This window comes from Streptomyces beihaiensis (assembly GCF_026274175.1).
In the GTDB taxonomy this organism is placed as follows: Bacteria; Actinomycetota; Actinomycetes; order Streptomycetales; family Streptomycetaceae; genus Streptomyces; species Streptomyces beihaiensis.
Genome location: NZ_JAPHNL010000135.1, coordinates 40,219 through 64,730 on the forward strand (window position 1 = coordinate 40,219; position 24,512 = coordinate 64,730).

General features: G+C 71.6%; 23 protein-coding genes. 12 read left to right on the forward strand and 11 right to left on the reverse strand.

Features of this window, described 5'->3' with window-relative positions; translation table 11 throughout:
- Window positions 1–56: 56 nt before the first annotated feature.
- Together OFY01_RS14285 and OFY01_RS14290 are read left to right on the forward strand one after the other, a co-directional pair.
- Window positions 57–1,802: a pyruvate dehydrogenase gene (locus tag OFY01_RS14285; protein WP_266599856.1), complete on the forward strand. Its 1,746-nt coding sequence runs from the start codon at window positions 57–59 to the stop codon at window positions 1,800–1,802.
- A 168-nt stretch (window positions 1,803–1,970) separates the two neighbouring features.
- Window positions 1,971–2,489, forward strand: coding sequence for an ATP-binding protein (locus OFY01_RS14290; RefSeq protein WP_266599857.1), 519 nt, complete (start codon window positions 1,971–1,973; stop codon window positions 2,487–2,489).
- A gap of 30 nt (window positions 2,490–2,519) precedes the next feature.
- Here the strand turns inward: OFY01_RS14290 and OFY01_RS14295 are convergent, their stop codons facing one another.
- Window positions 2,520–3,644, reverse strand: coding sequence for a DUF2637 domain-containing protein (locus OFY01_RS14295; protein ID WP_266599859.1), 1,125 nt, complete (start codon window positions 3,642–3,644; stop codon window positions 2,520–2,522).
- 187 nt (window positions 3,645–3,831) lie between these two features.
- Window positions 3,832–4,716 (reverse strand): (2Fe-2S)-binding protein, encoded by an 885-nt coding sequence (locus OFY01_RS14300; RefSeq protein ID WP_266599861.1) that lies wholly within the window; start codon window positions 4,714–4,716, stop codon window positions 3,832–3,834.
- A 148-nt stretch (window positions 4,717–4,864) separates the two neighbouring features.
- Here OFY01_RS14300 and OFY01_RS14305 point away from each other — a divergent pair, with 148 nt between their 5' ends.
- Window positions 4,865–5,596, forward strand: coding sequence for a GntR family transcriptional regulator (locus OFY01_RS14305; RefSeq protein ID WP_407700342.1), 732 nt, complete (start codon window positions 4,865–4,867; stop codon window positions 5,594–5,596).
- A gap of 56 nt (window positions 5,597–5,652) precedes the next feature.
- Here the strand turns inward: OFY01_RS14305 and OFY01_RS14310 are convergent, their stop codons facing one another.
- Together OFY01_RS14310 and OFY01_RS14315 are read right to left on the reverse strand one after the other, a co-directional pair.
- Complete coding sequence (locus tag OFY01_RS14310) at window positions 5,653–6,429, reverse strand: hypothetical protein (RefSeq protein WP_266599863.1); 777 nt, start codon at window positions 6,427–6,429, stop codon at window positions 5,653–5,655.
- A gap of 148 nt (window positions 6,430–6,577) precedes the next feature.
- On the reverse strand, window positions 6,578–8,281 hold the full coding sequence (locus tag OFY01_RS14315) for a PucR family transcriptional regulator (protein WP_266599865.1): 1,704 nt from the start codon (window positions 8,279–8,281) through the stop codon (window positions 6,578–6,580).
- A gap of 322 nt (window positions 8,282–8,603) precedes the next feature.
- Between OFY01_RS14315 and OFY01_RS14320 the strand changes: the two genes are divergently transcribed.
- From OFY01_RS14320 to OFY01_RS14340, 5 genes are all read left to right on the forward strand, one after another.
- Window positions 8,604–9,494 carry an FAD binding domain-containing protein gene (locus tag OFY01_RS14320; RefSeq protein WP_266599867.1) on the forward strand — a complete coding sequence of 297 codons (891 nt, stop codon included), beginning with the start codon at window positions 8,604–8,606 and terminating at the stop codon, window positions 9,492–9,494.
- Window positions 9,494–10,102 (forward strand): (2Fe-2S)-binding protein, encoded by a 609-nt coding sequence (locus OFY01_RS14325; RefSeq protein WP_266599869.1) that lies wholly within the window; start codon window positions 9,494–9,496, stop codon window positions 10,100–10,102. The genes OFY01_RS14320 and OFY01_RS14325 overlap by 1 nt, the downstream gene beginning before the upstream one ends.
- A 4-nt stretch (window positions 10,103–10,106) precedes the next feature.
- On the forward strand, window positions 10,107–12,506 hold the full coding sequence (locus OFY01_RS14330) for a xanthine dehydrogenase family protein molybdopterin-binding subunit (RefSeq protein ID WP_266599871.1): 2,400 nt from the start codon (window positions 10,107–10,109) through the stop codon (window positions 12,504–12,506).
- A gap of 215 nt (window positions 12,507–12,721) precedes the next feature.
- Complete coding sequence (locus tag OFY01_RS14335) at window positions 12,722–14,179, forward strand: NCS2 family permease (protein WP_266599873.1); 1,458 nt, start codon at window positions 12,722–12,724, stop codon at window positions 14,177–14,179.
- A gap of 43 nt (window positions 14,180–14,222) precedes the next feature.
- Window positions 14,223–15,383 (forward strand): XdhC family protein, encoded by a 1,161-nt coding sequence (locus OFY01_RS14340; protein ID WP_266599875.1) that lies wholly within the window; start codon window positions 14,223–14,225, stop codon window positions 15,381–15,383.
- Window positions 15,384–15,405: 22 nt separating this feature from the next.
- On the opposite strand, the gene OFY01_RS14345 is transcribed toward OFY01_RS14340, so the two are convergent.
- The gene (locus tag OFY01_RS14345; protein ID WP_407700338.1) at window positions 15,406–16,185 is read right to left on the reverse strand and encodes a polysaccharide deacetylase family protein; all 780 of its coding nucleotides are present in this window, start codon (window positions 16,183–16,185) and stop codon (window positions 15,406–15,408) included.
- Window positions 16,186–16,302: 117 nt separating this feature from the next.
- Window positions 16,303–16,773 (reverse strand): CBS domain-containing protein, encoded by a 471-nt coding sequence (locus OFY01_RS14350; RefSeq protein ID WP_266599877.1) that lies wholly within the window; start codon window positions 16,771–16,773, stop codon window positions 16,303–16,305.
- Between the two features lie 207 nt (window positions 16,774–16,980).
- On the opposite strand from OFY01_RS14350, the gene crcB (OFY01_RS14355) reads away from it, so the two are divergent.
- The 3 genes from crcB (OFY01_RS14355) to crcB (OFY01_RS14365) all read left to right on the forward strand — a co-directional run bounded on the left by crcB (OFY01_RS14355) (window position 16,981) and on the right by crcB (OFY01_RS14365) (window position 18,328).
- Window positions 16,981–17,478: a fluoride efflux transporter CrcB gene (crcB, locus tag OFY01_RS14355; protein WP_407700339.1), complete on the forward strand. Its 498-nt coding sequence runs from the start codon at window positions 16,981–16,983 to the stop codon at window positions 17,476–17,478.
- A gap of 74 nt (window positions 17,479–17,552) precedes the next feature.
- Window positions 17,553–17,957 (forward strand): DUF190 domain-containing protein, encoded by a 405-nt coding sequence (locus tag OFY01_RS14360; RefSeq protein ID WP_266599904.1) that lies wholly within the window; start codon window positions 17,553–17,555, stop codon window positions 17,955–17,957.
- A complete protein-coding gene (crcB, locus tag OFY01_RS14365; RefSeq protein WP_266599879.1) occupies window positions 17,954–18,328 on the forward strand; it encodes a fluoride efflux transporter CrcB in 375 nt (124 codons plus the stop codon). The genes OFY01_RS14360 and crcB (OFY01_RS14365) overlap by 4 nt, the downstream gene beginning before the upstream one ends.
- Window positions 18,329–18,359: 31 nt before the next feature.
- On the opposite strand, the gene OFY01_RS14370 is transcribed toward crcB (OFY01_RS14365), so the two are convergent.
- The 4 genes from OFY01_RS14370 to OFY01_RS14385 form a co-directional block, all read right to left on the reverse strand.
- Window positions 18,360–19,229 (reverse strand): formate/nitrite transporter family protein, encoded by an 870-nt coding sequence (locus OFY01_RS14370; protein ID WP_266599881.1) that lies wholly within the window; start codon window positions 19,227–19,229, stop codon window positions 18,360–18,362.
- A 145-nt stretch (window positions 19,230–19,374) separates the two neighbouring features.
- The gene (locus tag OFY01_RS14375) at window positions 19,375–20,403 is read right to left on the reverse strand and encodes a DMT family transporter (protein ID WP_266599883.1); all 1,029 of its coding nucleotides are present in this window, start codon (window positions 20,401–20,403) and stop codon (window positions 19,375–19,377) included.
- Window positions 20,400–21,011 carry a TetR/AcrR family transcriptional regulator gene (locus OFY01_RS14380; protein WP_266599885.1) on the reverse strand — a complete coding sequence of 204 codons (612 nt, stop codon included), beginning with the start codon at window positions 21,009–21,011 and terminating at the stop codon, window positions 20,400–20,402. Before OFY01_RS14380 ends, OFY01_RS14375 begins: the two co-directional genes overlap by 4 nt.
- A gap of 121 nt (window positions 21,012–21,132) precedes the next feature.
- A complete protein-coding gene (locus tag OFY01_RS14385; RefSeq protein WP_266599887.1) occupies window positions 21,133–22,296 on the reverse strand; it encodes a magnesium and cobalt transport protein CorA in 1,164 nt (387 codons plus the stop codon).
- Between the two features lie 134 nt (window positions 22,297–22,430).
- Between OFY01_RS14385 and OFY01_RS14390 the strand changes: the two genes are divergently transcribed.
- Window positions 22,431–23,645: a winged helix DNA-binding domain-containing protein gene (locus tag OFY01_RS14390; RefSeq protein WP_266599889.1), complete on the forward strand. Its 1,215-nt coding sequence runs from the start codon at window positions 22,431–22,433 to the stop codon at window positions 23,643–23,645.
- A 6-nt stretch (window positions 23,646–23,651) separates the two neighbouring features.
- Here OFY01_RS14390 and OFY01_RS14395 read toward each other — a convergent pair whose 3' ends face one another.
- Window positions 23,652–24,296, reverse strand: a complete 645-nt coding sequence (locus tag OFY01_RS14395; protein ID WP_266599891.1) for a LysE family translocator — start codon at window positions 24,294–24,296, stop codon at window positions 23,652–23,654.
- Between the last annotated feature and the right edge of the window lie 216 nt (window positions 24,297–24,512).

The following is a 24,512-nucleotide window of genomic DNA, read 5'->3' on the forward strand; positions in this document are numbered from 1 at the left end:
ATGGAACCCAGCGAGTGGTCCGAGTGAGCCGAGGTTCCGAAGGGGCGCGTGAGTCAATGGCCAAGCAGAACGTCGCCGAGCAGTTCGTCGACATCCTCGTCCGCGCGGGCGTCAAGCGCATGTACGGCGTCGTCGGCGACAGCCTCAACCCGGTCGTCGACGCGATCCGCCGCAACAGCGCCATCGACTGGATCCACGTCCGCCACGAGGAGACCGCCGCCTTCGCCGCCGGTTCCGAGGCGCAGATCACCGGCACGATGGCCGCCTGCGCCGGATCGTGCGGGCCCGGGAACCTGCACCTGATCAACGGCCTGTACGACGCCCACCGCTCCATGGCCCCGGTGCTCGCCCTCGCCTCCCACATCCCCTCCAGCGAGATCGGCCTCGGGTATTTCCAGGAGACCCACCCCGACCGGCTGTTCGCCGACTGCTCGCACTACAGCGAGATGATCTCCAGCCCGCGGCAGATGCCGCGCGTCCTGCAGACCGCCATCCAGCACGCCGTGGGCCGGTCCGGCGTCAGCGTCGTCTCGCTGCCCGGCGACATCGCCGACGACCCGGCGCCGGAGCGGACCACCGAGACGGCGATCGTCACCTCACGGCCCAGCATCCGGCCCGGCGACGCCGAGATCGACAGGCTCGTCGAACTGATCGACGAGGCCGACCGGATCACCCTGTTCTGTGGCAGCGGCACCGCCGGCGCCCACGCCGAGGTCATGGAGTTCGCCGAGAGGATCAAGTCGCCGGTCGGGCACGCGCTGCGCGGCAAGGAGTGGATCCAGTACGACAACCCGTTCGACGTCGGGATGAGCGGACTGCTCGGGTACGGCGCCGCCTACGAGGCCACCCACGAGTGCGATCTGCTGATCCTGCTCGGCACCGACTTCCCGTACAACGCGTTCCTGCCGCAGAAGAACGTCAAGATCGTCCAGGTCGATGTGCGTCCCGAACACCTCGGCCGCCGCTCGAAGTTGGACCTCGCGGTGTGGGGCGACGTCCGTGAGACGCTGCGCTGTCTCACCCCGCGCGTCCGGGCCAAGTCCGACCGCCGCTTCCTCGACAGCATGCTCAGGGCCCATGCCGACGCGCTCGAAGGCGTCGTGAAGGCGTATACACGCAAGGTCGACAAGCACGTGCCCGTCCACCCCGAGTACGTCGCCTCCGTGCTCGACGAACTCGCCGCGGACGACGCGGTGTTCACCGTGGACACCGGAATGTGCAACGTGTGGGCCGCGCGCTACATCTCGCCCAACGGGCGGCGTCGCGTCATCGGCTCGTTCTCGCACGGTTCCATGGCCAACGCGCTGCCGATGGCGATCGGCGCCCAGTTCACCGATCGCGGCCGCCAGGTCGTCTCCATGTCCGGCGACGGCGGCTTCTCGATGCTGATGGGCGACTTCCTCACCCTCGTCCAGTACGACCTGCCGGTGAAGGTCGTCCTGTTCAACAACTCGTCCCTGGGCATGGTCGAGTTGGAGATGCTGGTCGCGGGCCTCCCCTCCTACGGGACCGCCAACAAGAACCCCGACTTCGCCGCGGTCGCGCGGGCCGCGGGCGCGTACGGCGTCCGCGTCGAGAAGCCCAAGCAACTCGCGGGTGCCCTCAAGGACGCCTTCGAGCACAAGGGCCCCGCCCTGGTCGACGTCGTCACCGACCCGAACGCGCTGTCCATCCCGCCGAAGATCAGCGCCGACATGGTCACCGGATTCGCGCTGTCCGCGTCGAAGATCGTGCTCGACGGCGGCGTCGGCCGCATGGTCCAGATGGCCCGATCCAACCTGCGCAACATGCCCCGCCCTTGACCTTGTCACCGACGGGACCACGAATGAACAAGAGTGGCGTCAAGAGCACGGGGGCATGCATTCCCGTGTACGCGTTCGACAGGGCGCGTACGGCAGTACGCACAGCAGCATGCACGACAGCACGGTCCTGACCGAGCAAGGCATGGGAACAGCGTGTGGGCGGGGGTCATGAAAAGGCAGGTACGAGGGGGCGGGCCGACGAGTGTGGCAGGCCCCGGCACGGATACCGGGACGGACGCGGGGGACGGAGCCGAGGACACGTCCGCCGACGGGGCGGGTCAGGCGGGCCGCCGACCGTTGGAACTCAGAAGAAGACTGGGCAGAGCCGACCTGCGGGCCGTACCGGAGACACGACGCGCGCTGCGCCGTCTGCTGCGGCACTGGGACGGGCCGGACAAGGCCGATGTCGCCGAACTGCTCACCTGCGAACTCGTCACCAACGCGCTGGTCCACACCGACCACGACGCGGTCCTGACCGCGACGGTCGGCCCGCGCGGCCTGCGGGTCGAGGTGACGGACTTCGTGGGGCGCAGGCCCACGCTGCACGTACCGCACGCCGACGACGGTACGCACGGCAGGGGCCTGTTCCTGGTGCAGACGCTCGCGGACGCCTGGGGCGTCGCGGCGCTCGGCGCGGGCCGCACCGGGAAGGTGGTCTGGTTCGAACTGGACGGCGGCGCCGCGTGAGCGCGCGGCGCCGCCGGGCACACCGGACCCTCAACCCAGCTGCTGCTCAAGGTCCTTGAGCTTCTGCTCCAGCGAGTCGAGCCGGGGGAGCGCCTGAGTGTCGTCCTCGGCCGTGAGGTCGACGGTCACCGGCGCCTTCCCGGCGCGCCCCGGCTCGGAGCCGGTCCGCACCGCCTGCAGCGAGGGCCGCGGGCGCACCGGAAGCTGCTCCTGGGGCGTCGGCGACGCCGCGTTCGGCCCGGATATGGCAGGCTCCGGACCGGAGGTGGACGAGCCCCCGGCGGTGACCGCGGGCATCGCCGCGCCGCCCGCCCCGGCCTCGACCTGACGGCCCGAACCGCGCCCGGCGAACGACCGGTGGCCGCGGCTGAGCGCGCGCAACTGCGCCCGCTCCAGCTTCTCGTGCTCGCGCCGCCGCATCCGGTTCTGCGCCTTCTGCCGCTTGTCCTCACGCACCTCGTCCACGGCCTCGTCCAGGGTGCGTACGTTCTCCAGGAGCATCAGCGACCAGGCCGAGTACGTCTCCCGGGGCGCGCGCAGCCACCGCACGATTCGGATCTGCGGCAACGGCCGCGGCACCAGACCCTGTTCGCGCAGGGCCGCGCGGCGCGTCTGCTTGAGCGCCCGGTCGAAGAGGACCGCGGCGGACAGGGACATCCCCGCGAAGAAGTGCGGGGCGCCCGCGTGGCCCAACCCACGTGGGGCGTGCACCCAGTTGAACCAGGCGGCGGCGCCCGCGAACGTCCACACGAGTATCCGCGAACCCAGCGCGGCGTCGCCGTGGCTCGCCTCGCGCACCGCGAGCACGGAGCAGAACATCGCGGCCCCGTCGAGCCCGAACGGCACCAGGTACTCCCAGCCCCCGGACAGGCTCAGGTTCTGCCGCCCGAAGCCGACCAGGCCGTGGAAGGAGAGCGCGGCGGCCACCGCCGCGCAGCAGAACAACAGCATGTACGAGGCCGTGCCGTAGACGGCCTCCTTGCGCCTGCGGCGCTCCTCGCTGCGCTCCCACGACTCGTCGGACAACGATCCCGCGGTCTTCTTGCCGCCCCCCGCGCGCCTGCTGCGCGCCAGCACCGCCACCGCCGCGAGCAGGCCCAGGAGCAGCACGGCGCCCGGAAGCAGCCAGTCCAGCGATATGTCGGTCAGTCTCATCTGGGGGTCCCTTGCGTAGCGATAGGGCGTTTGGGCGCCATAGTGGCCCAGTCGTCGCGGCTCGCAGGGGGTTTCGGGACAAGAGAACGCCATTGGAGTGCGAGGGGGCGCGCAAAGCGGCCGGACGCTCGAACTCCCATGTCATGGAAGGAAGTTGTGTTCTATTTATCGCACTCGAACGGGTGGTTCACGTGGTCGTGGACGGAGCGGTCCCGGTGAGCTTCGTGACGCGGTCCGCGTCGCAGGTGCGCGGGCAGGTCACACAGGTGTCCTCGGGACGCAGCGTGTAGTACAGGCAGCAACTGGCGCGGTCACGGGTCGGCAGCGGCGCGCCGTCCGGTCCGCGCAGCTCGCGGAACGCGGCCCGGCCGACGTACGGCGGCGTCGCGCCGGGCAGCAGCTCGCCGAGCTCGGTCATGGCACGCCGTTCCTCGCCGAGCAGATGCCCGACATACCACAGGCCCTCGACGATCTCGTCGGTCGCCATGCCCCACAGGGCGCGGGGCCCGCGCCGCATGCGCGGCCCGAATCCGGCCAGGACCGGCCGCAGGTGGTCGGCGACGGCCGCGCGCACCTCGGCCCGCAGCGCCTCCTCGTCGGCGACCACGCGGGCGCCGGGCAGCCGGACGGCCGGATCGCCGGGCAGGCAGGCGAAGTCGGTGACACGCACCGCCATCCGGCCGAGCGCCCGCTGGAAGGAGACGTGCGCGGCGGGGTACCGCGGCACGCGGCGGTGCAGGAACCAGGGGACCGTGATCAGCAGGCAGGCGGGCCAGGCGTAGCGGTGCAGGCCGAAGCTGGCGATGACGTCGGGGCGGGCCCGCTGCCCGTGGTCCCTGAGAACCTGCGCGTTGTCCCAGGCGAGGAAGGCGTCAAGTGCCGCGCCGCCCTCGGCCAGTCGGGTGGTTCCGGTCCAGCCCGCGCCCTCGGGCAGTGGCTCGCCGGGCGGTCGCTCGACGACGCGCAGGCCGGGGAAGACCTCGGTGAGGCGGGCGTACGCGGCCGAGACCGGGCTCGGCGCGGCCGCCGCGGGGGTGGGCGCGGGGGCGGACACCGGGGTGCTGAGGGGCATGCAGGGACCACCGAATCGCGATCGTTTGCAGGTAAGCCTTACCTTACCGGAGAATCGCGGGGTTTGAACTGCGGGCCGGGCCGCCTATGGTTCTGCGTTGGGCTTCGGACAAATGGGCGAGGAACGGCCGGGAACGGCGGCGAAAGGGATGACCGGGGTGGAGCAGGCCACAGCGCGCACGGCGCACGGCGCACCGGTGCCGCGCGGCATCCCCGAGCAGCGCGGCACCGAGCACAGCCGTGGCGACCACACGCACGGCGAACCGCCCGCCCCGCGCCCGCGCGGCACCGTCACCCGCAGCTCGGTGCGCGGCCAGGTCCTCGACGCCCTGCGCGCGGCCCTGCTCTGCGGTGACCTCGCGCCCGGCGGCGTCTACTCGGCGCCCGCGCTCGGCGAACGGTTCGGGGTCTCCGCCACTCCCGTGCGCGAGGCGATGCAGCAGCTGGCCAGGGAAGGCGCGGTCGAGGTCGTGCCCAACCGCGGGTTCCGGGTGACCGAGCGGACCACGCGCGACCTGGAGGAGCTGGGCGAGGTGCGGGCGCTGGTCGAGGTGCCGGTCGTGCTCCGCCTCGCCCGCACCCTCGCCCCGGCGCGCTGGGCCGACCTCGTGCCGCTCGCCGACGCGGCGGGCCGCGCCGCGGCCTCGGGCGACCGGGCGCGGTACGCGGAGGCGGACCGCGCCTTCCACCGCGCCCTGCTCTCCCTCGCGGGCAACGACCAGCTGGTCCGGGTCGCCGACGACCTGCACCACCGCGCGGGCTGCCCGACGACGGACCTCCTCGCGGACGCGGCCCAGCACACGGCCCTCCTGGAGGCCCTCGCCGCCCAGGACCTGCCCGCCGTACAGGCCATCGCGCGGGAGCACGTCGGCGGGGCCTGAGGAACTCGGTCCGGAAGATGCCGCCGGGGATATCCGGCCCCGCGGCGCCCGACCCCTCAAGCGGGCGCCGGCAGGGAACGGGCCAGCCAGGTCGGAACCCCGTCGAGCAGCCGCAGCAGCCGCATGGCCTCGGTGCGCAGGCGCTGGGCCACCGCGCGGTCCGGCTCCGCCTCGGCCAGGGAGACGAGGGCCGGGGCCGTGCCCACCAGGTAGCCCAGCTCCTCGCGCAGCCGCAAAGACTCCGCGAAGCCGTGCCGCGCCTCCGCCAGCTCGCCGTCGCGCAGCGCGAGCCCGGCCAGCTGGCGCCAGGTGAAGGAGAGCAGCAGCGCGTCCCCGTGCGCCGTGGCGCCCGCGTGGGCCCTGCGGTAGGCCGAGCGGGCCGCCTGCGGCGAATCCGCCAGGTTCTCCGCGAGCAGGCCCCGGCGGAAATCGAGCAACGCACGGCCCACCGCCCCCGGCGCGAGCAGCGCCGCCGCGCGCCCGAACGCCGAGCGCGCCTCGTCGGAACGGTCACGCACCTTCAACAGTGAGGAGGCGTAGGCGAGTTGGCCGCGCTCACAGGCGGCAGCGGCGCGCTCCTCGTCGGTGTGGGCGAGTGCCTCGGCGGACCGCAGCGCCTCCTCCGCCCGCGCCCACCCCGTCTCGGTGTACAGACAGCGCTCCACGAGCAGCGCCGCGCGCTGCAGCGCGGCGGCCGCGTCGCCCGCCGCGTGCGGTTCGAGGAGCGCTGCCGCGTCGACCCAGCAGCCGCGCGAGCGGAGCCGCCATACCGCGGTCTGGAGTGGATCGTCCGCTGGGTTCGTTCCGGTACCAGACACGGCGGTATGCGTCACATCGCCCTCCCCGAGCACGCCATCGAGCCGAGATGTCGAGGGGAATCTCAGCATGGATCACGGACCCGGCCAAGGGGGTAGGTGAAAGATTTCACAAAGGGATGGGGTTTCCGCCCGCGCGTCGAACGGGTAATGCGATCACTGGCCGTCAACTCATGCGCAGGGCCAGGAAGAAGTCCAACTTGTCCTCCAGACGCGAGAGATCACGGTTCGTCAGCTGCTCGATCCGGCCCACCCGGTAGCGCAGCGTGTTCACGTGCAGGTGCAGCCGGCTCGCACACCGCGTCCACGACCCGTCGCAGTCGAGGAACGCCTCCAGCGTCGGGATCAGCTCCGCGCGGTGCTTGCGGTCGTACGAGCGCAGCGGGTCGAGCAGCCGCGCGGTGAAGGCGCGCCGCACGTCGTCGGGGACGAACGGCAGCAGCAGCACGTGCGAGGCCAGCTCCTGGTGGCCCGCCGCGCACACCACGCCCTGCCTCGCCGCGGCGACCCGGCGGGCGTGCCGCGCCTCCTCCAGCGCGCCGCGCAGCCCCTCCGCCGAGTGCACGGCCGCGCTCACGCCGATGGTCAGCCGTCCGTCGTTGTCGAGGCCCGCGGTCAGCGGGGCCCGTACGGCCTCCAGGAGCGAGTCCGCGTGCAGCCCCTGGTCCGCGCCGTCCTCCTCGCCGGTCACCGCGGGCAGCGGCACCAGGGCGATGGCCTCGTCACCGGTGTGCGCCACGGCGATCCGGTCGGAGGGCTCCGGCCCGGACGAGAGCGGGTCGACGAGGATCTCCTCCAGCAGCGACTGGGCCACCCGGCCGCCCTCGACCGTCTCGCCCCCGGCCCCGGCGGTGTCCGTCAGGCCCGCCCACTCGACCCGCGCCACCACGACCTGCCAGTGCGGCGCCGCGCCGAGCCCCGGCAGCAGCACCGGAGCGGCCACCCGCAGACGCGCCGCGATCTCCGCCGGGGCCGCTCCGGTCTGGACCAGCTCGAGAACCTCCTGGGCCAGGCGCCGGCGCACCGTGCGCGCGGCGTCCCGCCGGTCGCGCTCGACCGAGATCAGCTGGGTCACGCCCTGCAGCAGGTCGAGCCGCTCCTCCGGCCAGTCGCCCGCGTCCGCCTCGACGGCCAGCAGCCAGTCCGACAGCACGGTCTCGCGCACGTCACGCCCGGCCGGGGCCGCGCCACGGGCGCCCGTACGGACGGGGAAGAGCGAGTACGTGGTGTTGTTCACCGTCACCCGGTGCGGCGGGCGGCGCCCGGAGCGGGTGGCCGCCAGGTGTTCGGCGGCCAGGCGCGTGGAGACGCTCGGCGGCAGCTCCGCACCGGCCGTGTTCGAGCCGGCGACGGCGCGGCCCGCCGGGGACAGGACCCAGGCCCGCAGATCCAGGTCGCTGCCGAGCAGGTCCAGGACGACGTCCGGGCCGCCGCCGGTCGGGCCCGACGTCATCAGGCGGCGGTGCCGGTCCACCACGGCCGCCAGATCGCCCGCGCGCTCGCCGGAGACCTGACGCACCACGTGCTCGGTGATCGTCGCGAAGGCGACCGACTCGTTCACCGCGAAGAGCGGGAGCCGGTGCCTGGCACACGCCTGGACCAGATCCTCCGGCACGTCGCCGAGTTCCGCCTCGCCCGCGGCGAGGGCGGCGACGCCCGCCGAGGCGAGGATCCGGACGAACGGCTCGGAGTCGTCGGCGTCGCGGCGCCAGGCCAGGCCGGTGAGGACCAGCTCGCCGCCGGAGAGGTACCGGCTGGGGTCCCGCAGGTCCGTGGTCATCACGCCACGGACCGTGCGGTCCAGCTCGTCCTCGCCGCCGAGCAGCCTGAGGCCCAGCGCGTCGGTGTCCAGCAGTGCGCGCAGCCGCATGGTGTCGTCGCCGCCGATCTGTCTCGAAAATGATGGTCTTGGTTCCGGTAGCCGGACGGCCCGGAAGGCCGGGCAAACAGTCCTTTTTGGTTTCCGGAGGAAAACAGAGGGGTTACCGGGCCCCTGTGTTCATACGAATCTACAAGACACCTGTCGTGGTCAGCCAACTCCTTCATGGTTTCCGTGACTGACCCTGGTGGGCGGCGGGGCGGTGTACTGAGCCCACTCCACGTGAACAGCACATGAACGAGCCCCTCGATCCGCACATCAGTTGGCTCGAACGCATCGCACGATCCACGAACGACGTAGAAGAGAGCCACTCATGGACTTCCTTCGCCCCGACAGCTGGGAGGAGGCGCTCGCCGCCAAGGCCGAGCACCCGACAGCCGTCCCGATCGCGGGTGGCACGGATGTCATGGTCGAGATCAACTTCGACCACCGGCGGCCCGAGTACCTCCTGGACCTCAACCGCATCACCGAGCTGAGCGAGTGGGAGGTGGGCGAGAAGACCGTCCGGCTCGGCGCCTCCGTCCCGTACACCAAGATCATGGAGAACCTGCGGGCCGAGCTGCCGGGCCTGGCGCTCGCCTCGCACACCGTGGCCTCTCCGCAGATCCGCAACCGCGGAGGCGTCGGCGGCAACCTCGGCACGGCGTCCCCGGCCGGTGACGCCCACCCGGCGCTGCTCGCCGCCGACTGCGAGGTCGAGGTCGAGTCGGTGCGCGGCTCGCGCCGCATCCCGATCGACGAGTTCTACACCGGTGTGAAGCGCAACGCGCTCGCGCCCGACGAGCTCATCCGCGCGGTGCACATCGACAAGGCCGACGGGCCGCAGCAGTACTCCAAGGTGGGCACCCGCAACGCCATGGTGATCGCGGTGTGCGCCTTCGGTCTGGCCGTGCACCCCGAGACCCGCACGGTGCGCACCGGCATCGGTTCGGCCGCGCCGACCCCGGTCCGCGCCAAGGAGGCCGAGCAGTTCCTGAACTCGGCGCTCGAAGAAGGCGGGTTCTGGGACAACGGCAAGATCATCACGCCGTCCGTCGCCAAGCAGTTCGCGGACCTGTGCTCCGCCGCCTGCAACCCGATCGACGACGTGCGCGGCACCGCCTCGTACCGCCGTCACGCGGTCGGTGTCATGGCCCGCCGCACGCTCACCTGGGCCTGGGAGTCCTACCGCGGCAACGCCGCGCGCACGGAGGGAGTCGCGTAATGCGCGTCAATTTCACGGTCAACGGCCGCAAGCAGGAGGCCGACGACGTCTGGGAGGGCGAGTCGCTGCTCTACGTGCTGCGCGAGCGGCTCGGCCTGCCCGGCTCCAAGAACGCCTGCGAACAGGGCGAGTGCGGCTCCTGCACGGTCCGTCTCGACGGCGTACCGGTCTGTTCCTGCCTGGTCGCCGCCGGGCAGGCCGAGGGCCGCGAGGTCGTCACGGTCGAGGGCCTGGCCGACTTCGCCAAGAACCGCGCCTGCGGCGGCCACGACGGCGAGGGCAAGGGCGGGGCCTGCGGCACCACCCTCCAGGAGGCCCAGGGCTGGAGCGCCAAGGGCACCGACTCGCAGACCGGCGAGGGCGGCGAGCTCTCCCCGATCCAGCAGGCGTTCATCGACGCCGGCGCCGTCCAGTGCGGCTTCTGCACCCCGGGCCTGCTCGTCGCCGCCGACGAGATGCTGGAGCGCAACGCCAACCCGAGCGACGCGGACATCCGCGAGGCGCTGTCGGGCAACCTGTGCCGCTGCACGGGCTACGAGAAGATCATGGACGCGGTCCGGCTCGCCGCCGCGCGCCAGTCCGAGACCGCATCGAGCCAGGGAGTCTGACGCCATGGCCGACACACGCACCACCGGCGTTCCCGCCAACGTCACCCAGGGGTCCCAGACCAAGGGCGGCATCGGCGAGTCCACACTGCGCCCCGACGGCACCCTCAAGGTCACCGGCGAGTTCGCGTACTCGTCCGACATGTGGCACGAGGACATGCTCTGGGGCCAGATCCTGCGCTCCACCGTCGCGCACGCCGAGATCGTCTCCATCGACACCAGCGAGGCCCTCGCCACGTCCGGTGTCTACGCCGTGCTCACCTACGACGACCTGCCCACCGACGTGAAGAACTACGGCCTGGAGATCCAGGACACCCCGGTTCTCGCGCACGGCAAGGTCCGCCACCACGGCGAGCCGGTCGCCCTGGTCGCCGCCGACCACCCGGAGACCGCGCGCCGCGCCGCCGCCAAGATCAAGGTCGAGTACCGCGAGCTGCCCGTCATCACCGACGAGGCATCCGCGACCGCGCCCGACGCGATCCTCGTCCACGAGGGCCGCGACGACCACCACGCGGGCCACGTGCCGCACCCCAACATCGTGCACCGCCAGCCGATCATCCGCGGCAACGCGGACGAGGCCGCCGAGCGCGCCGACGTGATCGTCAAGGGCGAGTACACCTTCGGCATGCAGGACCAGGCATTCCTCGGCCCCGAGTCCGGCCTCGCCGTGCCCTCCGAGGACGGCGGCGTCGACCTGTACGTGGCCACCCAGTGGCTGCACTCGGACCTCAAGCAGATCGCCCCGGTCCTCGGCCTGCCCGAGGAGAAGGTCCGCATGACGCTCTCCGGTGTCGGCGGTGCCTTCGGCGGCCGCGAGGACCTGTCGATGCAGATCCACGCCTGCCTCCTCGCGCTCCGCACCGGTAAGCCCGTCAAGATCGTCTACAACCGCTTCGAGTCGTTCTTCGGGCACGTCCACCGGCACCCCGCCAAGCTCTACTACGAGCACGGCGCCACCAAGGACGGCAAGCTCACGCACATGAAGTGCAAGATCGTCCTGGACGGCGGCGCCTACGCCTCCGCCTCCCCGGCGGTCGTCGGCAACGCCTCGTCCCTGTCGGTCGGCCCGTACGTCGTCGACGACGTCGACATCGAGGCGTACGCGCTCTACACCAACAACCCGCCCTGCGGCGCCATGCGCGGCTTCGGCGCGGTCCAGGCGTGCTTCGCGTACGAGGCGCAGATGGACAAGGTCGCCGACGAACTGGGCATGGACCGCATCGCGTTCCGCCAGCTCAACGCCATGGAGCAGGGCACGATCATGCCGACGGGCCAGGTCGTCGACTCCCCGGCCCCGGTCGCCGAACTCCTGCGCCGCGTCAAGGCGATGCCGATGCCGCCCGAGCGCCAGTGGGAGGACAGCGAGGGCGCCGACGTCCGGCAGCTGCCCGGCGGCCTGTCCAACACCACGCACGGTGAGGGCGTCGTCCGCGGTGTCGGCTACGCGGTCGGCATCAAGAACGTCGGCTTCTCCGAGGGATTCGACGACTACTCCACCGCCAAGGTGCGCATGGAGGTCATCGGCGGCGAGCCCGTCGTGACCGTGCACACCGCGATGGCGGAGGTCGGCCAGGGCGGTGTCACCGTCCACGCGCAGATCGCCCGCACCGAGCTGGGCGTCGGCCAGGTCACCATCCACCCGGCCGACACCCAGGTCGGCTCGGCGGGATCGACGTCCGCGTCCCGCCAGACCTACGTCACCGGCGGCGCGGTCAAGAACGCCTGCGAGCTGGTGCGCGAGAAGGTCCTGGAGATCGGCCGCCGCAAGCTGGGCACCTACCACCCGGCGTGGGCCACCGCCGAACTCCTCCTGGAGGGCGGCAAGGTCGTCACCGACGGCGGCGAGGTCCTCGCCGACCTCGCCGACGTGCTGGAGGACGAGGTCGTCGAGATCGAGGAGGAGTGGCGCCACCGGCCCACCGTCGCCTTCGACCTCAAGACCGGTCAGGGCGACGGCCACGTCCAGTACTCGTTCGCCGCGCACCGCGCCGTCGTAGAGGTGGACACCGAGCTCGGCCTCGTCAAGGTCGTCGAGCTCGCCTGCGCCCAGGACGTCGGCAAGGCGCTCAACCCGCTCTCCGTGGTCGGCCAGATCCAGGGCGGCACCACGCAGGGTCTCGGCGTCGCGGTGATGGAAGAGATCATCGTCGACCCGAAGACTGCCAAGGTCAGGAACCCCTCCTTCACGGACTACCTGATCCCCACGATCCTCGACACCCCGACCATCCCGGTCGACGTGCTCGAGCTCGCCGACGAGCACGCCCCGTACGGGCTGCGCGGCATCGGCGAGGCACCGACCCTGTCGTCCACCCCGGCCGTCCTCGCGGCGATCCGGAACGCGACGGGTCTCGCGCTCGACCGGACCCCGGTCCGTCCCGAGCACCTGACGGGCACCGTCCCGGCGTAGCAGTACCCAGCAAGTACCCAGCGCAGTACCCCAGCTCTCCGGGCGGTGTGTGCCTCCCAGGAACGTCACACTTCCGCCGCCCACACCGCCCGGAGCATCCAGAGCAGCAGTCGTCTCGGGCCGTCCCCCGGGTCGTGCAGCCGAAACCCATCCCAAATCCCGCACAACTGAGCATCGCCGCGGGTGCCCCTTTGAACCTTGGGAAACGAGGCACCATGACCCAGCAGTCTGTGGAGCCCAGGACGACCGCCGAGGACGCGGGCTCCGGCTCGAGAGTCCCCGCCGGCCGTTCCTGGCTCGACCGGTACTTCCACATATCCGAACGAGGATCCTCCGTCGCCCGTGAGGTGCGCGGTGGCGTCACGACCTTCATGGCCATGGCGTACATCCTTCTGCTCAACCCGCTGATCCTGTCCGGGAAGGACGCCGCAGGGGACACCCTGGGCCAGAAGGCGCTCATCACCGCGACCGCCTTCGCCGCGGCGTTCACCACGCTCCTCATGGGCTTCGCCGGCAAGGTGCCGCTCGTGCTCGCCGCGGGCCTTTCGGTCTCCGGTGTGATCTCCTCGCAGGTCGCCCCCGCCATGACCTGGCCGCAGGCCATGGGCATGTGCGTGATGTACGGCGCAGTGATCATGCTGCTAGTCGTCACCGGCCTGCGCGAGATGATCATGAATGCGATCCCGCTCGCGCTCAAGCACGGCATCACCATGGGCATCGGCCTCTTCATCGCCCTGATCGGCCTGTACAAGTCCGGCTTCGTCCAGCAGGGCAAGGCCACCCCGCTCACCCTCGGCCCGGCCGGGCAGCTCGTCGGCTGGCCCGTGCTCCTCTTCGCGGGCACACTTCTTCTGATCTTCATGCTCCAGGCGCGCGGCACCCCCGGCGCGATCCTGATCGGCATCATCTCCGGCACCGTCGTCGCGGTCATCCTCAACGCAGCCGGTGTGATCGACCCCAAGCAGTGGAGCCACGGCGCACCGGAACTGCACGGCAGCGCCGTCTCGATGCCTGACTTCTCACTCTTCGGCCATGTCGAGTTCGGCGGCTGGGGCCATGTCGGCGCCATGACCGTCACCATGATCGTCTTCACGCTCGTGCTCGCCGGGTTCTTCGACGCGATGGCCACCATCATCGGCGTCGGCACCGAGGCCGGTCTCGCCGACGACAAGGGCCGTATGCCGGGCCTGTCCAAGGCGCTGTTCATCGACGGCGCCGGCGGCGCGATCGGCGGCCTCTCCGGCGCCTCCGGGCAGACGGTGTTCGTGGAGTCCGCCACCGGCGTCGGCGAGGGCGCCCGCACGGGCCTGTCCTCCGCCGTCAGCGGTCTGTTCTTCGCCGCCTGCCTCTTCTTCACCCCGGTCACCGCGATCGTCCCGCAGGAGGTCGCGTCCGCCGCCCTCGTCGTCATCGGCGCGATGATGATGATGAACGCCCGGCACGTGGACTGGTCGGACCGCGCCACCGCGATCCCGGTGTTCCTCACCGTGGTCCTGATGCCGTTCACGTACCAGATCACCGTCGGTGTCGGCGCGGGCGTCATCTCGTGGGTCGCCATCAAGATCGCCCAGGGCAAGGCGCGGGAGATCGGCGTCCTCATGTGGGGCATGACGGTGATCTTTCTCGTGTACTTCTGCCTCCACCCGATCGAGGCATGGCTGGGCGTCCACTGACCCCCGTCCGTCACCTCGCACACAACCGCTAAGGAGACCGCACATGCTGGACATCGCCGAAGAGCTGCACCGGTGGGTCGAGCAGGGACGCGACTTCGCCGTGGCCACCGTGGTGGCCGTCGGCGGCAGCGCGCCCCGGCAGCCGGGCGCGGCGCTCGCCGTCGACAGCGAGGGCACCGCGATCGGATCGGTCTCCGGCGGTTGTGTGGAAGGAGCGGTCTACGAGCTGTGCCGGCAGGCGCTCGAGGACGGCATCACGCACGTCGAGCGCTTCGGCTACAGCGACGACGACGCCTTCGCCGTGGGTCTGACCTGCGGCGGCGTCATCGACATCCTCGTCACGCCCGTCCGGTCGGCGGACCGGACGGTGCGTGAGGTCTTCACCGCGGCGCTCGGCGCCGCCGCCGTCGGGGAGGCGGCGGCGCTGGCCCGTGTCGTGGACGGTCCCGCGGAGCTGATGGGCCGGGCCCTGCTCGTCCACGCCGACGGCGCCACCGAGGGCGGCTTCGGCGCCCACCCCGAACTGGACCGAACGGTGGCCGACGAGGCCGCCGCCTACCTGGACGCCGGCCGCACCGGCACGCTGGGGATCGGCGAACAGGGCTCGCGCTGCGGCGCCCCGCTCACCCTCCTGGTCGAGTCGTCGGTCCCCGCCCCCCGCATGATCGTCTTCGGCGCCATCGACTTCGCGTCGGCCCTGGTCCGCATGGGCAAGTTCCTCGGCTACCGCGTCACCGTCTGCGACGCCCGACCGGTCTTCGCCACGGCCGCGCGCTTCCCCGACGCCGACGAGATCGTCGTGGAATGGCCCCACACGTACCTTGAGCGCGAACGCGACGCCGGTGCCCTCGACGGCCGCACGGTGCTGTGCGTGCTCACCCACGACGCCAAGTTCGACGTCCCGCTGCTCCGGCTGGCGCTGCGCCTCCCGGTCGCGTACGTCGGCGCCATGGGCTCGCGCCGCACCCACCTGGACCGCAACGAGCGGCTGCGCGAGGTGGGCGTCACCGAGCTCGAACTGGCCCGCCTGCGCTCGCCGATCGGGCTCGACCTCGGAGCCCGTACGCCCGAGGAGGTCGCGGTCTCCATCGCATCGCAGATCGTGGCGAACCGGCGCGGCGGCAGTGGCCTCTCGCTGACCGGCGCGCACACCCCGATCCACCACGAGCCGGGCGCGGCCCGCACGATCGGCTCGGTGGCCTGACCCGCACGCCGAGGGCGGGGCGTCAGGGCTTGTAGATCTTGCCCGGCTCCGCCTTGCCCGGAGCGAGGAGTTGAGGGACCGTCACGAAGACGTACCCCTTCGCCTTGAGCGCGTCGATGATGCCCGGCACGGCCGGGACGGTGTTCTTGTACAGGTCGTGCAGCAGGATGATCGAGTCGCGGTGGGTCTGCTTCAGGGTCCGCTCCCTGATCGTCCGCGCCGGCGGCTCCTTGTAGTCCTTCGACGTCACGTCCCACAGGATCTGCGCGAGCCCCTCCTGCTTGGCCAGCTTGCTGACGTGGTCGTTCGTCCGCCCCTGCGGCGGCCGCATCAGAGTGGGGCGCTTGCCGGTCAGCTTCTCGATCGCGTCGTCCGTGCGCTTGAGCTCCTGGCGGATCTGGTCGTCGCTGATGTCCGTGAGGATCTTGTGGTCCCACGTGTGGCTGCCCAGCTCGTGACCCTCGCGCGCCATCCGCTTGACCAGGTCCGGATGCTTCATCACGTGGTTCTTGCCGAGCAGGAAGAACGTCGCGGGGACCTTCTTCTCCTTGAGGATGTCGAGCAGCCGGGGCGTGTTCTCGCTCGGCCCCGCGTCGAAGGTGAGCGCGACGCACTTGGCCTTGCGGCAGTCCACGGTGCCGAACTTCGCGCCCGCGTCGGTCTTCCGGACGGTGCTCGGGGCGGTCGTGTCGTACTTGGTGCAGCCCGTCAGGCCGAGGGAGAGGGCCCCGGCGGTGACGAGGACGGCGGCCGCGCGGAACCCCTTGCGGATTTTCATCATCTTTTCAGGTGAGGCAGGCATGCGAGCACTATACACAGTATGTATAACGTGGGTTTATAGCGGCCCGGTCTGCGGTTTTGCATGTCAGCTGCGTGCTGCTGCTCCGTACTGCTGGGGTCGCGGGCTGTCGGCCGTGGGTCACACCGTGTCGCTGACGCCGAGCAGCGCCTGCAGCAGATGCGAGGCGGTGATCACGCCGAGCAGCCGGGTGCGGCCGTTGTCCGAGGGTTCGGCGACGGCGACGAGCGGGCTGCGCACCTGCGCCATGAGCGCCGCCACCTCAAGGGCCGTGTCGTCGGGCGCCGCGATCGGGGGCGTCGCCGCCTTCGACGACAGGCAGTCGCCGACGCTGCGGCCCTTGAGCGCCTGGCACAGCCGGTCGGCGTGCCGCTCGTCGACGACCGCGGCGAGCGCCGGGTCCTCCACGACGTAGGCGGGCACGAGCACCTTCACCAGCTGCGACGCCGGAAGGACCGCCTTGGGGGAACCGTCCGTGTCGAGCACGAGCAGCGCGGGGAGGCGCTGTTCGGCCATCAGACGGGCGGCCTGGGTGGCGTCGCTGTCGACGCTCACCGTCTCGTACTCGACCGCGAGGTCACGTGCGCGCACTGTCGGCTCCTCGGATGCTGGTGCTGGTACTTGCCAGGGTCGTACGTTCCGCCGCCGATGACCAGCGTCGCGTCCCGTACTTCGACGAGTTTGACGAGGTTCGTACCCGCGCGCCGTGGGCGGCCGCCCCTGCCGGGTCGGTCGACGCAGGTCACGGTAGGCTTTCGGCGCGGTGACGAGGTGACGAGGAGACGAAGAGGAGCATCGGTGGAGAACAGGCCCGCCCCCACGCTCCACGAACCCGTCGACGAACCCGTCGATCCGGACATCGGCCTGCGCGTACCGGTGCGGCGCGGGGCCCGGTGGCGCGGTCAGGGACCCGTGCTCGTTGTCGTGGCGCTCGGCGGCGGAACCGGAGCGGCCGCCCGGTACGGGGCGTCGCTGCTGTGGCCGACCGCGTCCGGTGCCTTCCCGTGGACGACCCTCCTGGTGAACGCCGTGGGCTGCGCCGTCATCGGTGTCTTCATGGTCGTCATCTCGGACGTCTGGGCCGCCCACCGTCTCGTCCGCCCGTTCTTCGGAACCGGTGTCCTGGGCGGCTTCACCACCTTCTCGACGTACGTCGTGGACACCCGGCACCTGATCGAGGACGGTCACCCGGCCGCCGCTCTCGGCTACCTGGCGCTGACCGTGTGCGCGGCGCTCGCCGCGGTCTGGACCGCGGCCCACCTCACCCGCCGCGTCATCGAGTGGAGGAGCCGATGACCCAGGACGCCAAGAACGCCAAGGGCGTCAAGGACTCCGAGGACCCAAGGGGTTCCGCGGCCTTCGGGGGCGGTGTGGCGCGCCTCAGGAGTGGCAGCCGGCTGACCGGGACCGCGCTGCGTGTCACCATCATCATCGGCGAGAACGACACTTGGCGTCACAAGCCGCTCTACGCCGAGATCGTGCACCGCGCGCGAGGCGCCGGACTCGCCGGAGCCTCCGTCTTCAAGGGGATCGAGGGCTTCGGTGCCTCGTCCCTGATCCACACCAGCAGGCTGCTCTCGCTCAGTGAGGATCTGCCGGTGGCGATCGTCATCGTCGACACCGACGCGCGCGTACGGGCCTTCCTGCCGCAGCTCGACGAACTCGTGGAGGAAGGGCTCGTCCTCCTCGACGACTGCGAGGTCATCAGGTACGTGGGCCGCGACTCGGACGCCGGGCGCCGTGCGACCCGCACGGAAGGGGCCGGTCCCGCGTGAACTGGCTCCTCGTGATCGCGGGCGGCATGATCGGCGCTCCGCTGCGCTACCTCACCGACCGCACCGTGCAGTCCCGGCACGACACCGTCTTCCCCTGGGGCACGTTCTCCGTGAACGTCGTCGGGGCGCTGCTGCTCGGCCTCGTCACCGGGGCGGTCTCCGCGGGCGCCGCCTCCTCGCACCTCGCGCTCCTGCTCGGCACCGGCCTGTGCGGCGCCCTGACCACGTACTCGACCTTCTCCTACGAGTCCCTGCGCCTCGCCGAGGACGGCGCCCGCTTTCTCGCCGCCGTCAACGTCGTCGGCAGCGTGGTGGCCGGCCTCGGCTCGGCGTTCCTGGGAGCCGCCGTGGCCGAGGCCGTCTGGGGCTGACCCCGGCCGGGCGGCGGCGGACCGACCGACGTCACACACGTGCCTCGGGCACAGGCTCAGGCTCCGGACCGGCGGGGGCCGGCACTCCGGGGGCTGCGGCGCGGCGCGGCGCCGTACGGGCGTGGGTCGCGTACAGGGGGAGGCCCACGAAGGTGATGCCGCCGACCAGGTTGCCCACGACGGTGGGGATCTCGTTCCACATCAGGTAGTCACCGAAGGTGAAGTGGCCGCCGAGCATGAGCCCGGACGGGAACAGGAACATGTTCACGACCGAGTGCTCGAAGCCCATGGCGAAGAACAGCAGGATGGGCATCCACATGGCGATGACCTTGCCCGAGACGGACGTGGACATCAGCGCGGCGACGACACCCGTGGAGACCATCCAGTTGCACAGCACCCCGCGCAGGAACAGGGTGAGCATGCCCGCGGCGCCGTGGTCGGCGTAGCCGATGGTGCGCAGCTCGCCGATGTGACCGATCTTCTGCCCGATCGCGTTCGGGTCCACCGTGAACGCGTAAGTGAAGATCACCGCCATGATGACGGCGACGGTCAGGGCTCCGGCGAAGTTCCCGACGAAGACCAGGCCCCAGTTGCGCAGCACACCACGGAGCCTGACGCCGCGACGGCGGTCGATCAGGGCCAGCGGGGTGAGCGTGAAGACTCCGGTCAGCAGGTCGAAGCCCATCAGGTAGAGCACGCAGAAGCCGACCGGGAACAGCAGCGCCCCCAAGAGCGCCTGGCCGGTCTGCACGGTGATGGTGACCGCGAACACGGCCGACAGCGCGAGGATGGCACCGGCCATGTACGCGCGGATCACCGTGTCGCGCGCGGACATGAAGACCTTGGACTCACCCGCGTCGATCATCTTCCGGACGAACTCCGGTGGGCTGACATAGGACATGGCGTGGCTCTCCGCTTCTCTCACCGGACGTGGGTGCGGCTGATCGTGGAGAGCCGGATTTTCCGGTCCGTGACGTGGGGGAGTGGGCCGGGTCACTTCTGTCTCACAGCGGGCCGGGCGCGCGTGTGAGCGCGCTGACCAGGGATCAGGCGCGTTCCCCGGGCAGGAGACGGTGTGCGGGTTGTGTGTGCGTCGTCAACTCGGTGCCGAGCGGCTCCCGCCGTGCCCGGCTCACGGGCGCGGTGAGCACGGCGAGGCAGCCGACGACCAGGGCGACGCCCACCCAGCCCAGCACGGGAAGGCGCTCGCCGACCACGACGACGGCCAAGGCGGCGGCGACCGCCGGTTCCAGGAGCGAGAGCGTCGTCGCGGTGGACGCCGGAACGCGCGCCAGGCCCCAGCCGAACAGCACGTACCCGAGGAACATGGGCACGAGCGCCATGTACGCGCCGACGGCGGTGGCCGACCACGAGTCGAGCAGCGGGGCCCCGGTGGCGACGAGCACCGGCATGAGCAGCAGCCCGCCGATTCCGAAGACGGTTCCCATGGCGGCGCCGGACGGGATGCCGCGGCGGATGAGGCGGTGAGCGGCCCAGGCGTACAGGGCGTACGTCGCCCCGGCGACCAGGCCGAGACCCACACCGAGCACGGTCTGCGCGGCGGGCCCGGCACCGGCACCGGCGCCCGAACCCGCTTCCGTTCCCGCCGTGGCCCCGGAACCGGCCCGCGCCGCCTCCGCCACGCACAGCAGTGCGGTCCCGCAGACGCCGAGCGCGGCACCGGCCGCCCAGCGGCGGCTGAGCCCGCGCCGGTCCGCGACACGTTCGATCACCGCCGATACGAGCGGGGCCGAACCGACCGACACCACGGTCCCGACAGTGACCCCCGCCAGTCGCATGGAGCTGTAGAACGCCAGCGGATACGCCGCCACCGACACCGCCCCGAGCGCCACGGTTCCACGCCGCACGGCCAGCGCGGACGCCGCACGGGCGATACGCGGCGCGGCGACCAGGGCTTGGAGCAGCCCGCCGACTCCCATGGCGACGGCCCCGATCGCGAGGGGGCCGACGGCCGGGGCGAAGGCCGCCGCCGTCCCTGTGGTGCCCCACAGCGTGGCCGCGAGGAGCACGCACAGCGCCCCCGCGCCCGGCAGCGCGCCTGAGCGGGGCGTCACCAGCGCTCCAGTAGCTCGGCCGCCATGCGCCGGGCGTGCCCGAGCCGGTCGCCCGTGCCCTCGAGACCGGCGCGGGCCGTCGCTCCCTCCAGCAGGAACGCCAGATGCTCCGCCGCCGCGGGGGCCTCCTGCGGTCGGTCGGACAGCAGCCGCGCGAGGTGCCCGGCGAGCAGCGACTCCACCTCCTCCTTGTGCCTGCGTACGATGTTCCGCCCCTCGTCCCCGGCGGGCAGCTCGGCGGCCGCGTTGAGCAGGCCGCACCCGCGGAACCCGTGCTCGTACGCGAGCGCGGCGTGGTCGGCGTAGGCGTCGAAGACGGCGAGGACCCCGCCGCGCGGATCGTCGCCGACGCCCTCCAGACGCTTGCGGTAAAGGCCGAGCCACTCCTCGTGCCGTGCGTCCAGGTAGGACCGGACCAGATCGGCCTTGGACGAGAAGTTGTTGTAGAGGCTCATCTTGGCCACGCCCGCCTCGGCGGTGATGGTGTCGATGCCGGTGGCGGCCACCCCGTCCGCGTAGAAGCGGCGGGCCGCGGCGGCGAGCAGCAGTTCGCGCGCGGCACCGCGCCGGGTGCCGCGGGGTGCGGCGGCGTCGCCGGTCCTGGCCATGCGGCCCTCCCATGGTCGTCAGGTAGCGAGATGCCGAGATACCGAGACGGCGAGATACCGAGACGGCGAGATACCGAGCTGCTAGGTAGGTCAGTCTACCCAGCGACAAGGGAGCCGAGTCCTAGAGCCAGTCCCTCCGCTTGAAGATCACGTACAGCGTCACGCAGACGACCCCCATCAGGCCGATCGCGAACGGATAGCCGAAACTCCAGCTCAGCTCCGGCATCCGGTCGAAGTTCATCCCGTAGATCGTGCCGACGAGAGTGGGCGCGAAGAGAATGGCCGCCCAGCTGGAGATCTTCTTGACTTCCTCGTTCTGCTCGAATCCCGCCTCGGCCAGCGCCCGCATCTCCGCGTTCTGCTGCTGGGTCACCAGCGTCGCGTTGACCGTGAGGATGTCGGCGAGCGCCTCACGGAACGAGTCGACGCGCTCGCTGGTGTGGGTGACGTGGTCCGCGACGTCACGCAGGTAGCGCTGCAACTCCTCGTCCGTCCCGTACTTCGCGAAGCCCGCCATCAGGCCGTGCAGCATGCCGACCAGCGGCCGCGTCGCCCGCTGGAACTCGACCATTTCGCGGGAGAGTTCATAGATGCGGCGGGAGACCTCCGGGGCGCCGGAGAAGACCTCCGTCTCGATCTCGTCGATGTCGTTCTGCACACCGGCGACGACCGGCACATACCCGTCCACCACGGCGTCGAGGATCGCGTAGAGCACCGCCTCCGGGCCGAGCCGCAGCAGCTCCGGGCTCTGCTCCATACGGCGCCGCACCGCCGACAGGTCCGGGGCCGCGCCGTGCCGGACCGTGATGACGAAGTCCGGACCGACGAACACATGCAGCTCCGCGAAGTCGACCTCCTCCGGCGCGTCCAGATAGCGGGCGGCGCGCAGCACCACGAAGAGCGTCTCACCGTACCGCTCGAGCTTCGGCCGCTGGTGCGCCTCCATCGCGTCCTCCACGGCGAGTGGATGCAGGTCGAACTCGGCGGCCAGTGACTTGAGTTCGGCCTCGGTCGGCCGGGCGAGGCCGATCCACGCGACGGTCTCCGGATCGGCGTGGAGCTGCCGGTACGTGTCCGTGAGCGTCTCCGGCGTCGCGACCCGCACTCCGTCCCGGTACACAGCCGTGTGGACGATGCTGCCCGCGGTGTCGACCGGCTCCCGCCGTGGCTCCGGCTCGGGGGCGGGCGGCTCGGGCGCACCCGTCGATGGCCGCTGGCCCGCGCCGCGGCGCCATGTGGAGCGGCGGCCGCCACCCTGCCCCGCCCGATCCTGCCGTCGCGGCATCGCCGCCTCCCGCCACCGTTGGCTCCGGTCCGTCCCGAGGCAGCGTAACCAGCACACGGACCCCACGACGGAACCGCATCGCGGACAGACATCGCGGACAGAATCTGACCTCTTTCACCGCTACCGTCCGTCCCATGACGACGAAGCCATTGACGGCCCGGGCCCTCGGCCGGGCCACCCTGGAACGCCAGTGCCTCCTCCGGCGCGCCCCGATGACCGCCGAGCAGGCCGTCACCCACCTCGCCGGACTCCAGGCCCAAGAGGTGCGCCCGCCGTACGTCGCGCTCGTCGCCCGCCTCACCGACTTCACCCCCGCCCACCTCTGCGAGGCGATCGAGTCCCGGCGCCTGGCCCGTACCGTCACTCTGCGCTCCACGATCCACTTGCACACAGCCGACGACCTCCGGATCCTGCACCCGCTCACCCGGCCCGCCCGCGAGCGCGAGCTGCGCCAGTTCCGCGCCGGCCTCACCGGCGTCGACCTGGACCGGCTCGCCGCCCTGGCGCGCGCCTATGTCGAGCAGGAGCCACGCACGCCGAAACAGATCCGGGAACTGCTTCTCGGGCACTGGCGGCACGCCGAGCCCCGGGCACTCTCCGTCGCGGCGCGCTGCCTGCTGCCGCTGGTCCAGGTCACCCCGCGGGGCCTGTGGCGGCGCAGCGGGGGAGTCCGTCTCACCACCGCCGGGCGCTGGTTCGGGGACGAGACCGTGTGCCCGCCCGTACCCGACCCGGCCTCAGCACCTGGCCCGGCCTCCGCACCCGACCCGGCGGCCGTGCTCGACACCGCGGTGCTGCGCTACCTCGGCGCCTTCGGGCCCGCCTCCGTCAAGGACTTCCAGCAGTGGGCGGGGATCACCCGCACCAAGGACGCCTTCGAACGGCTCAGGCCCCGGCTCACGACGTTCCGCGCCCCGGAGGGCGTGGAGCTGTTCGACCTGCCCGACGCCCCGCGCCCCGACGAGGACACCCCGGCACCGCCGCGGCTGCTCGCCGAGTACGACAACGTCCTCCTCTCGCACGCCGACCGCACCCGCGTGGTGCGCGCCGTCGACAGGGGGCGCAACTGGCAGACCAACAAGGTGTATCCGACGTTCCTGGTGGACGGGATGCTCGCCGGGCTGTGGGCCCTGGACGAGAGCGGAGACACGGGAGACGCAGGCCACCACGGAGACCGGGGCCGAGACCGAGGCCGGGGCCGCAAGTACGGCGCCACCCTCACCCTGGAGCCCTTCGCCGACCTCACCCGGGCTCAGCGCGACGAACTCGTCCACGAGGCGGAGCGCACCGCCGCCGTGCTCGAAGCGCCCGGCCCGGTCACCGTGGCCTTCGGGACGGTACGGAACTGACGGGCGTCAGTCCGCGCGGCCCGTCGCCGCCACCGCCACGCCGAGCCCGATGAGCGCGAAACCGCCCGTGCCGCCGATCAGTGAGAGCCGGTGGTCCGAGCGCGCGAACCAGTTGCGCGCCGCCGACGCCGTCAGCCCCCACAGCGTGTCCGTGACCAGGCCGATCGAGATCGGTATCAGCCCCAGCACCAGCATCTGCGCGGGCAGATGACCTGCGCCGTGGTCCACGAACTGCGGAAGCACCGCCGCGAAGAACACGATGCCCTTCGGGTTCGTCGCCCCCACCAGCGCCCCGTCGAGCACCGTGCGCAGATCACCGCGCGCCGGGCCCGCCGGGCCCCGTATGTCGACGGCCCTCATCGCGTGCCGGTGCCGCAGTGCCTGGATGCCCAGCCAGACCAGATATGCGGCGCCCGCCAGCTTCACCGCCACGAACAGCTCCGCCGAGCGCTCCACCAACGAGCCGACGCCCAGGGCCACCGCCACCACCAGCAGATACGAACCGACCACGTTTCCCAGGGCCGTCGCCACCGCCGTGCGCCGACCGTGGGCCAGTGCACGGCCGATCACGAACAGCACACTCGGTCCCGGGATGACGATCACCAGCAGCGACACGGCGCCGAAGGCCAGGAACCGCTCCGTGGACACCATCGTGGCTCCCCCTCCCTTCTCTCCCCTCGACCGTCCTCGACCGTCCATGAACGTCGATGAATGAACGTCCTTGAACGCCATTGAAGACCATCCCACTGACAATCGCCCCGGATCCGGGGCGGCTCGTGGCCGGTTCTAGTAGTGCTTGGTCAGGTTGATGTCGGGGTGGGTATGTCGCGGTGGCAGGTGGGGCAGGCGCCGGTCCATGTGGCGAGG

Excerpts from the sequence above, each read along its gene's own strand:
- OFY01_RS14285 (WP_266599856.1), top strand. The coding sequence starts at position 57 with ATGGCCAAGCAGAACGTCGCCGAGCAGTTCGTCGACATCCTCGTCCGC.
- OFY01_RS14290 (WP_266599857.1), top strand. The coding sequence starts at position 1,971 with ATGAAAAGGCAGGTACGAGGGGGCGGGCCGACGAGTGTGGCAGGCCCC.
- OFY01_RS14295 (WP_266599859.1), bottom strand. The coding sequence starts at position 3,644 with ATGAGACTGACCGACATATCGCTGGACTGGCTGCTTCCGGGCGCCGTG.
- OFY01_RS14300 (WP_266599861.1), bottom strand. The coding sequence starts at position 4,716 with ATGCCCCTCAGCACCCCGGTGTCCGCCCCCGCGCCCACCCCCGCGGCG.
- OFY01_RS14305 (WP_407700342.1), top strand. The coding sequence starts at position 4,865 with ATGACCGGGGTGGAGCAGGCCACAGCGCGCACGGCGCACGGCGCACCG.
- OFY01_RS14315 (WP_266599865.1), bottom strand. The coding sequence starts at position 8,281 with ATGCGGCTGCGCGCACTGCTGGACACCGACGCGCTGGGCCTCAGGCTG.
- OFY01_RS14320 (WP_266599867.1), top strand. The coding sequence starts at position 8,604 with ATGGACTTCCTTCGCCCCGACAGCTGGGAGGAGGCGCTCGCCGCCAAG.
- OFY01_RS14325 (WP_266599869.1), top strand. The coding sequence starts at position 9,494 with ATGCGCGTCAATTTCACGGTCAACGGCCGCAAGCAGGAGGCCGACGAC.
- OFY01_RS14330 (WP_266599871.1), top strand. The coding sequence starts at position 10,107 with ATGGCCGACACACGCACCACCGGCGTTCCCGCCAACGTCACCCAGGGG.
- OFY01_RS14335 (WP_266599873.1), top strand. The coding sequence starts at position 12,722 with ATGACCCAGCAGTCTGTGGAGCCCAGGACGACCGCCGAGGACGCGGGC.
- OFY01_RS14340 (WP_266599875.1), top strand. The coding sequence starts at position 14,223 with ATGCTGGACATCGCCGAAGAGCTGCACCGGTGGGTCGAGCAGGGACGC.
- OFY01_RS14345 (WP_407700338.1), bottom strand. The coding sequence starts at position 16,185 with ATGCCTGCCTCACCTGAAAAGATGATGAAAATCCGCAAGGGGTTCCGC.
- OFY01_RS14370 (WP_266599881.1), bottom strand. The coding sequence starts at position 19,229 with ATGTCCTATGTCAGCCCACCGGAGTTCGTCCGGAAGATGATCGACGCG.
- OFY01_RS14380 (WP_266599885.1), bottom strand. The coding sequence starts at position 21,011 with ATGGCCAGGACCGGCGACGCCGCCGCACCCCGCGGCACCCGGCGCGGT.
- OFY01_RS14385 (WP_266599887.1), bottom strand. The coding sequence starts at position 22,296 with ATGCCGCGACGGCAGGATCGGGCGGGGCAGGGTGGCGGCCGCCGCTCC.
- OFY01_RS14390 (WP_266599889.1), top strand. The coding sequence starts at position 22,431 with ATGACGACGAAGCCATTGACGGCCCGGGCCCTCGGCCGGGCCACCCTG.
- OFY01_RS14395 (WP_266599891.1), bottom strand. The coding sequence starts at position 24,296 with ATGGTGTCCACGGAGCGGTTCCTGGCCTTCGGCGCCGTGTCGCTGCTG.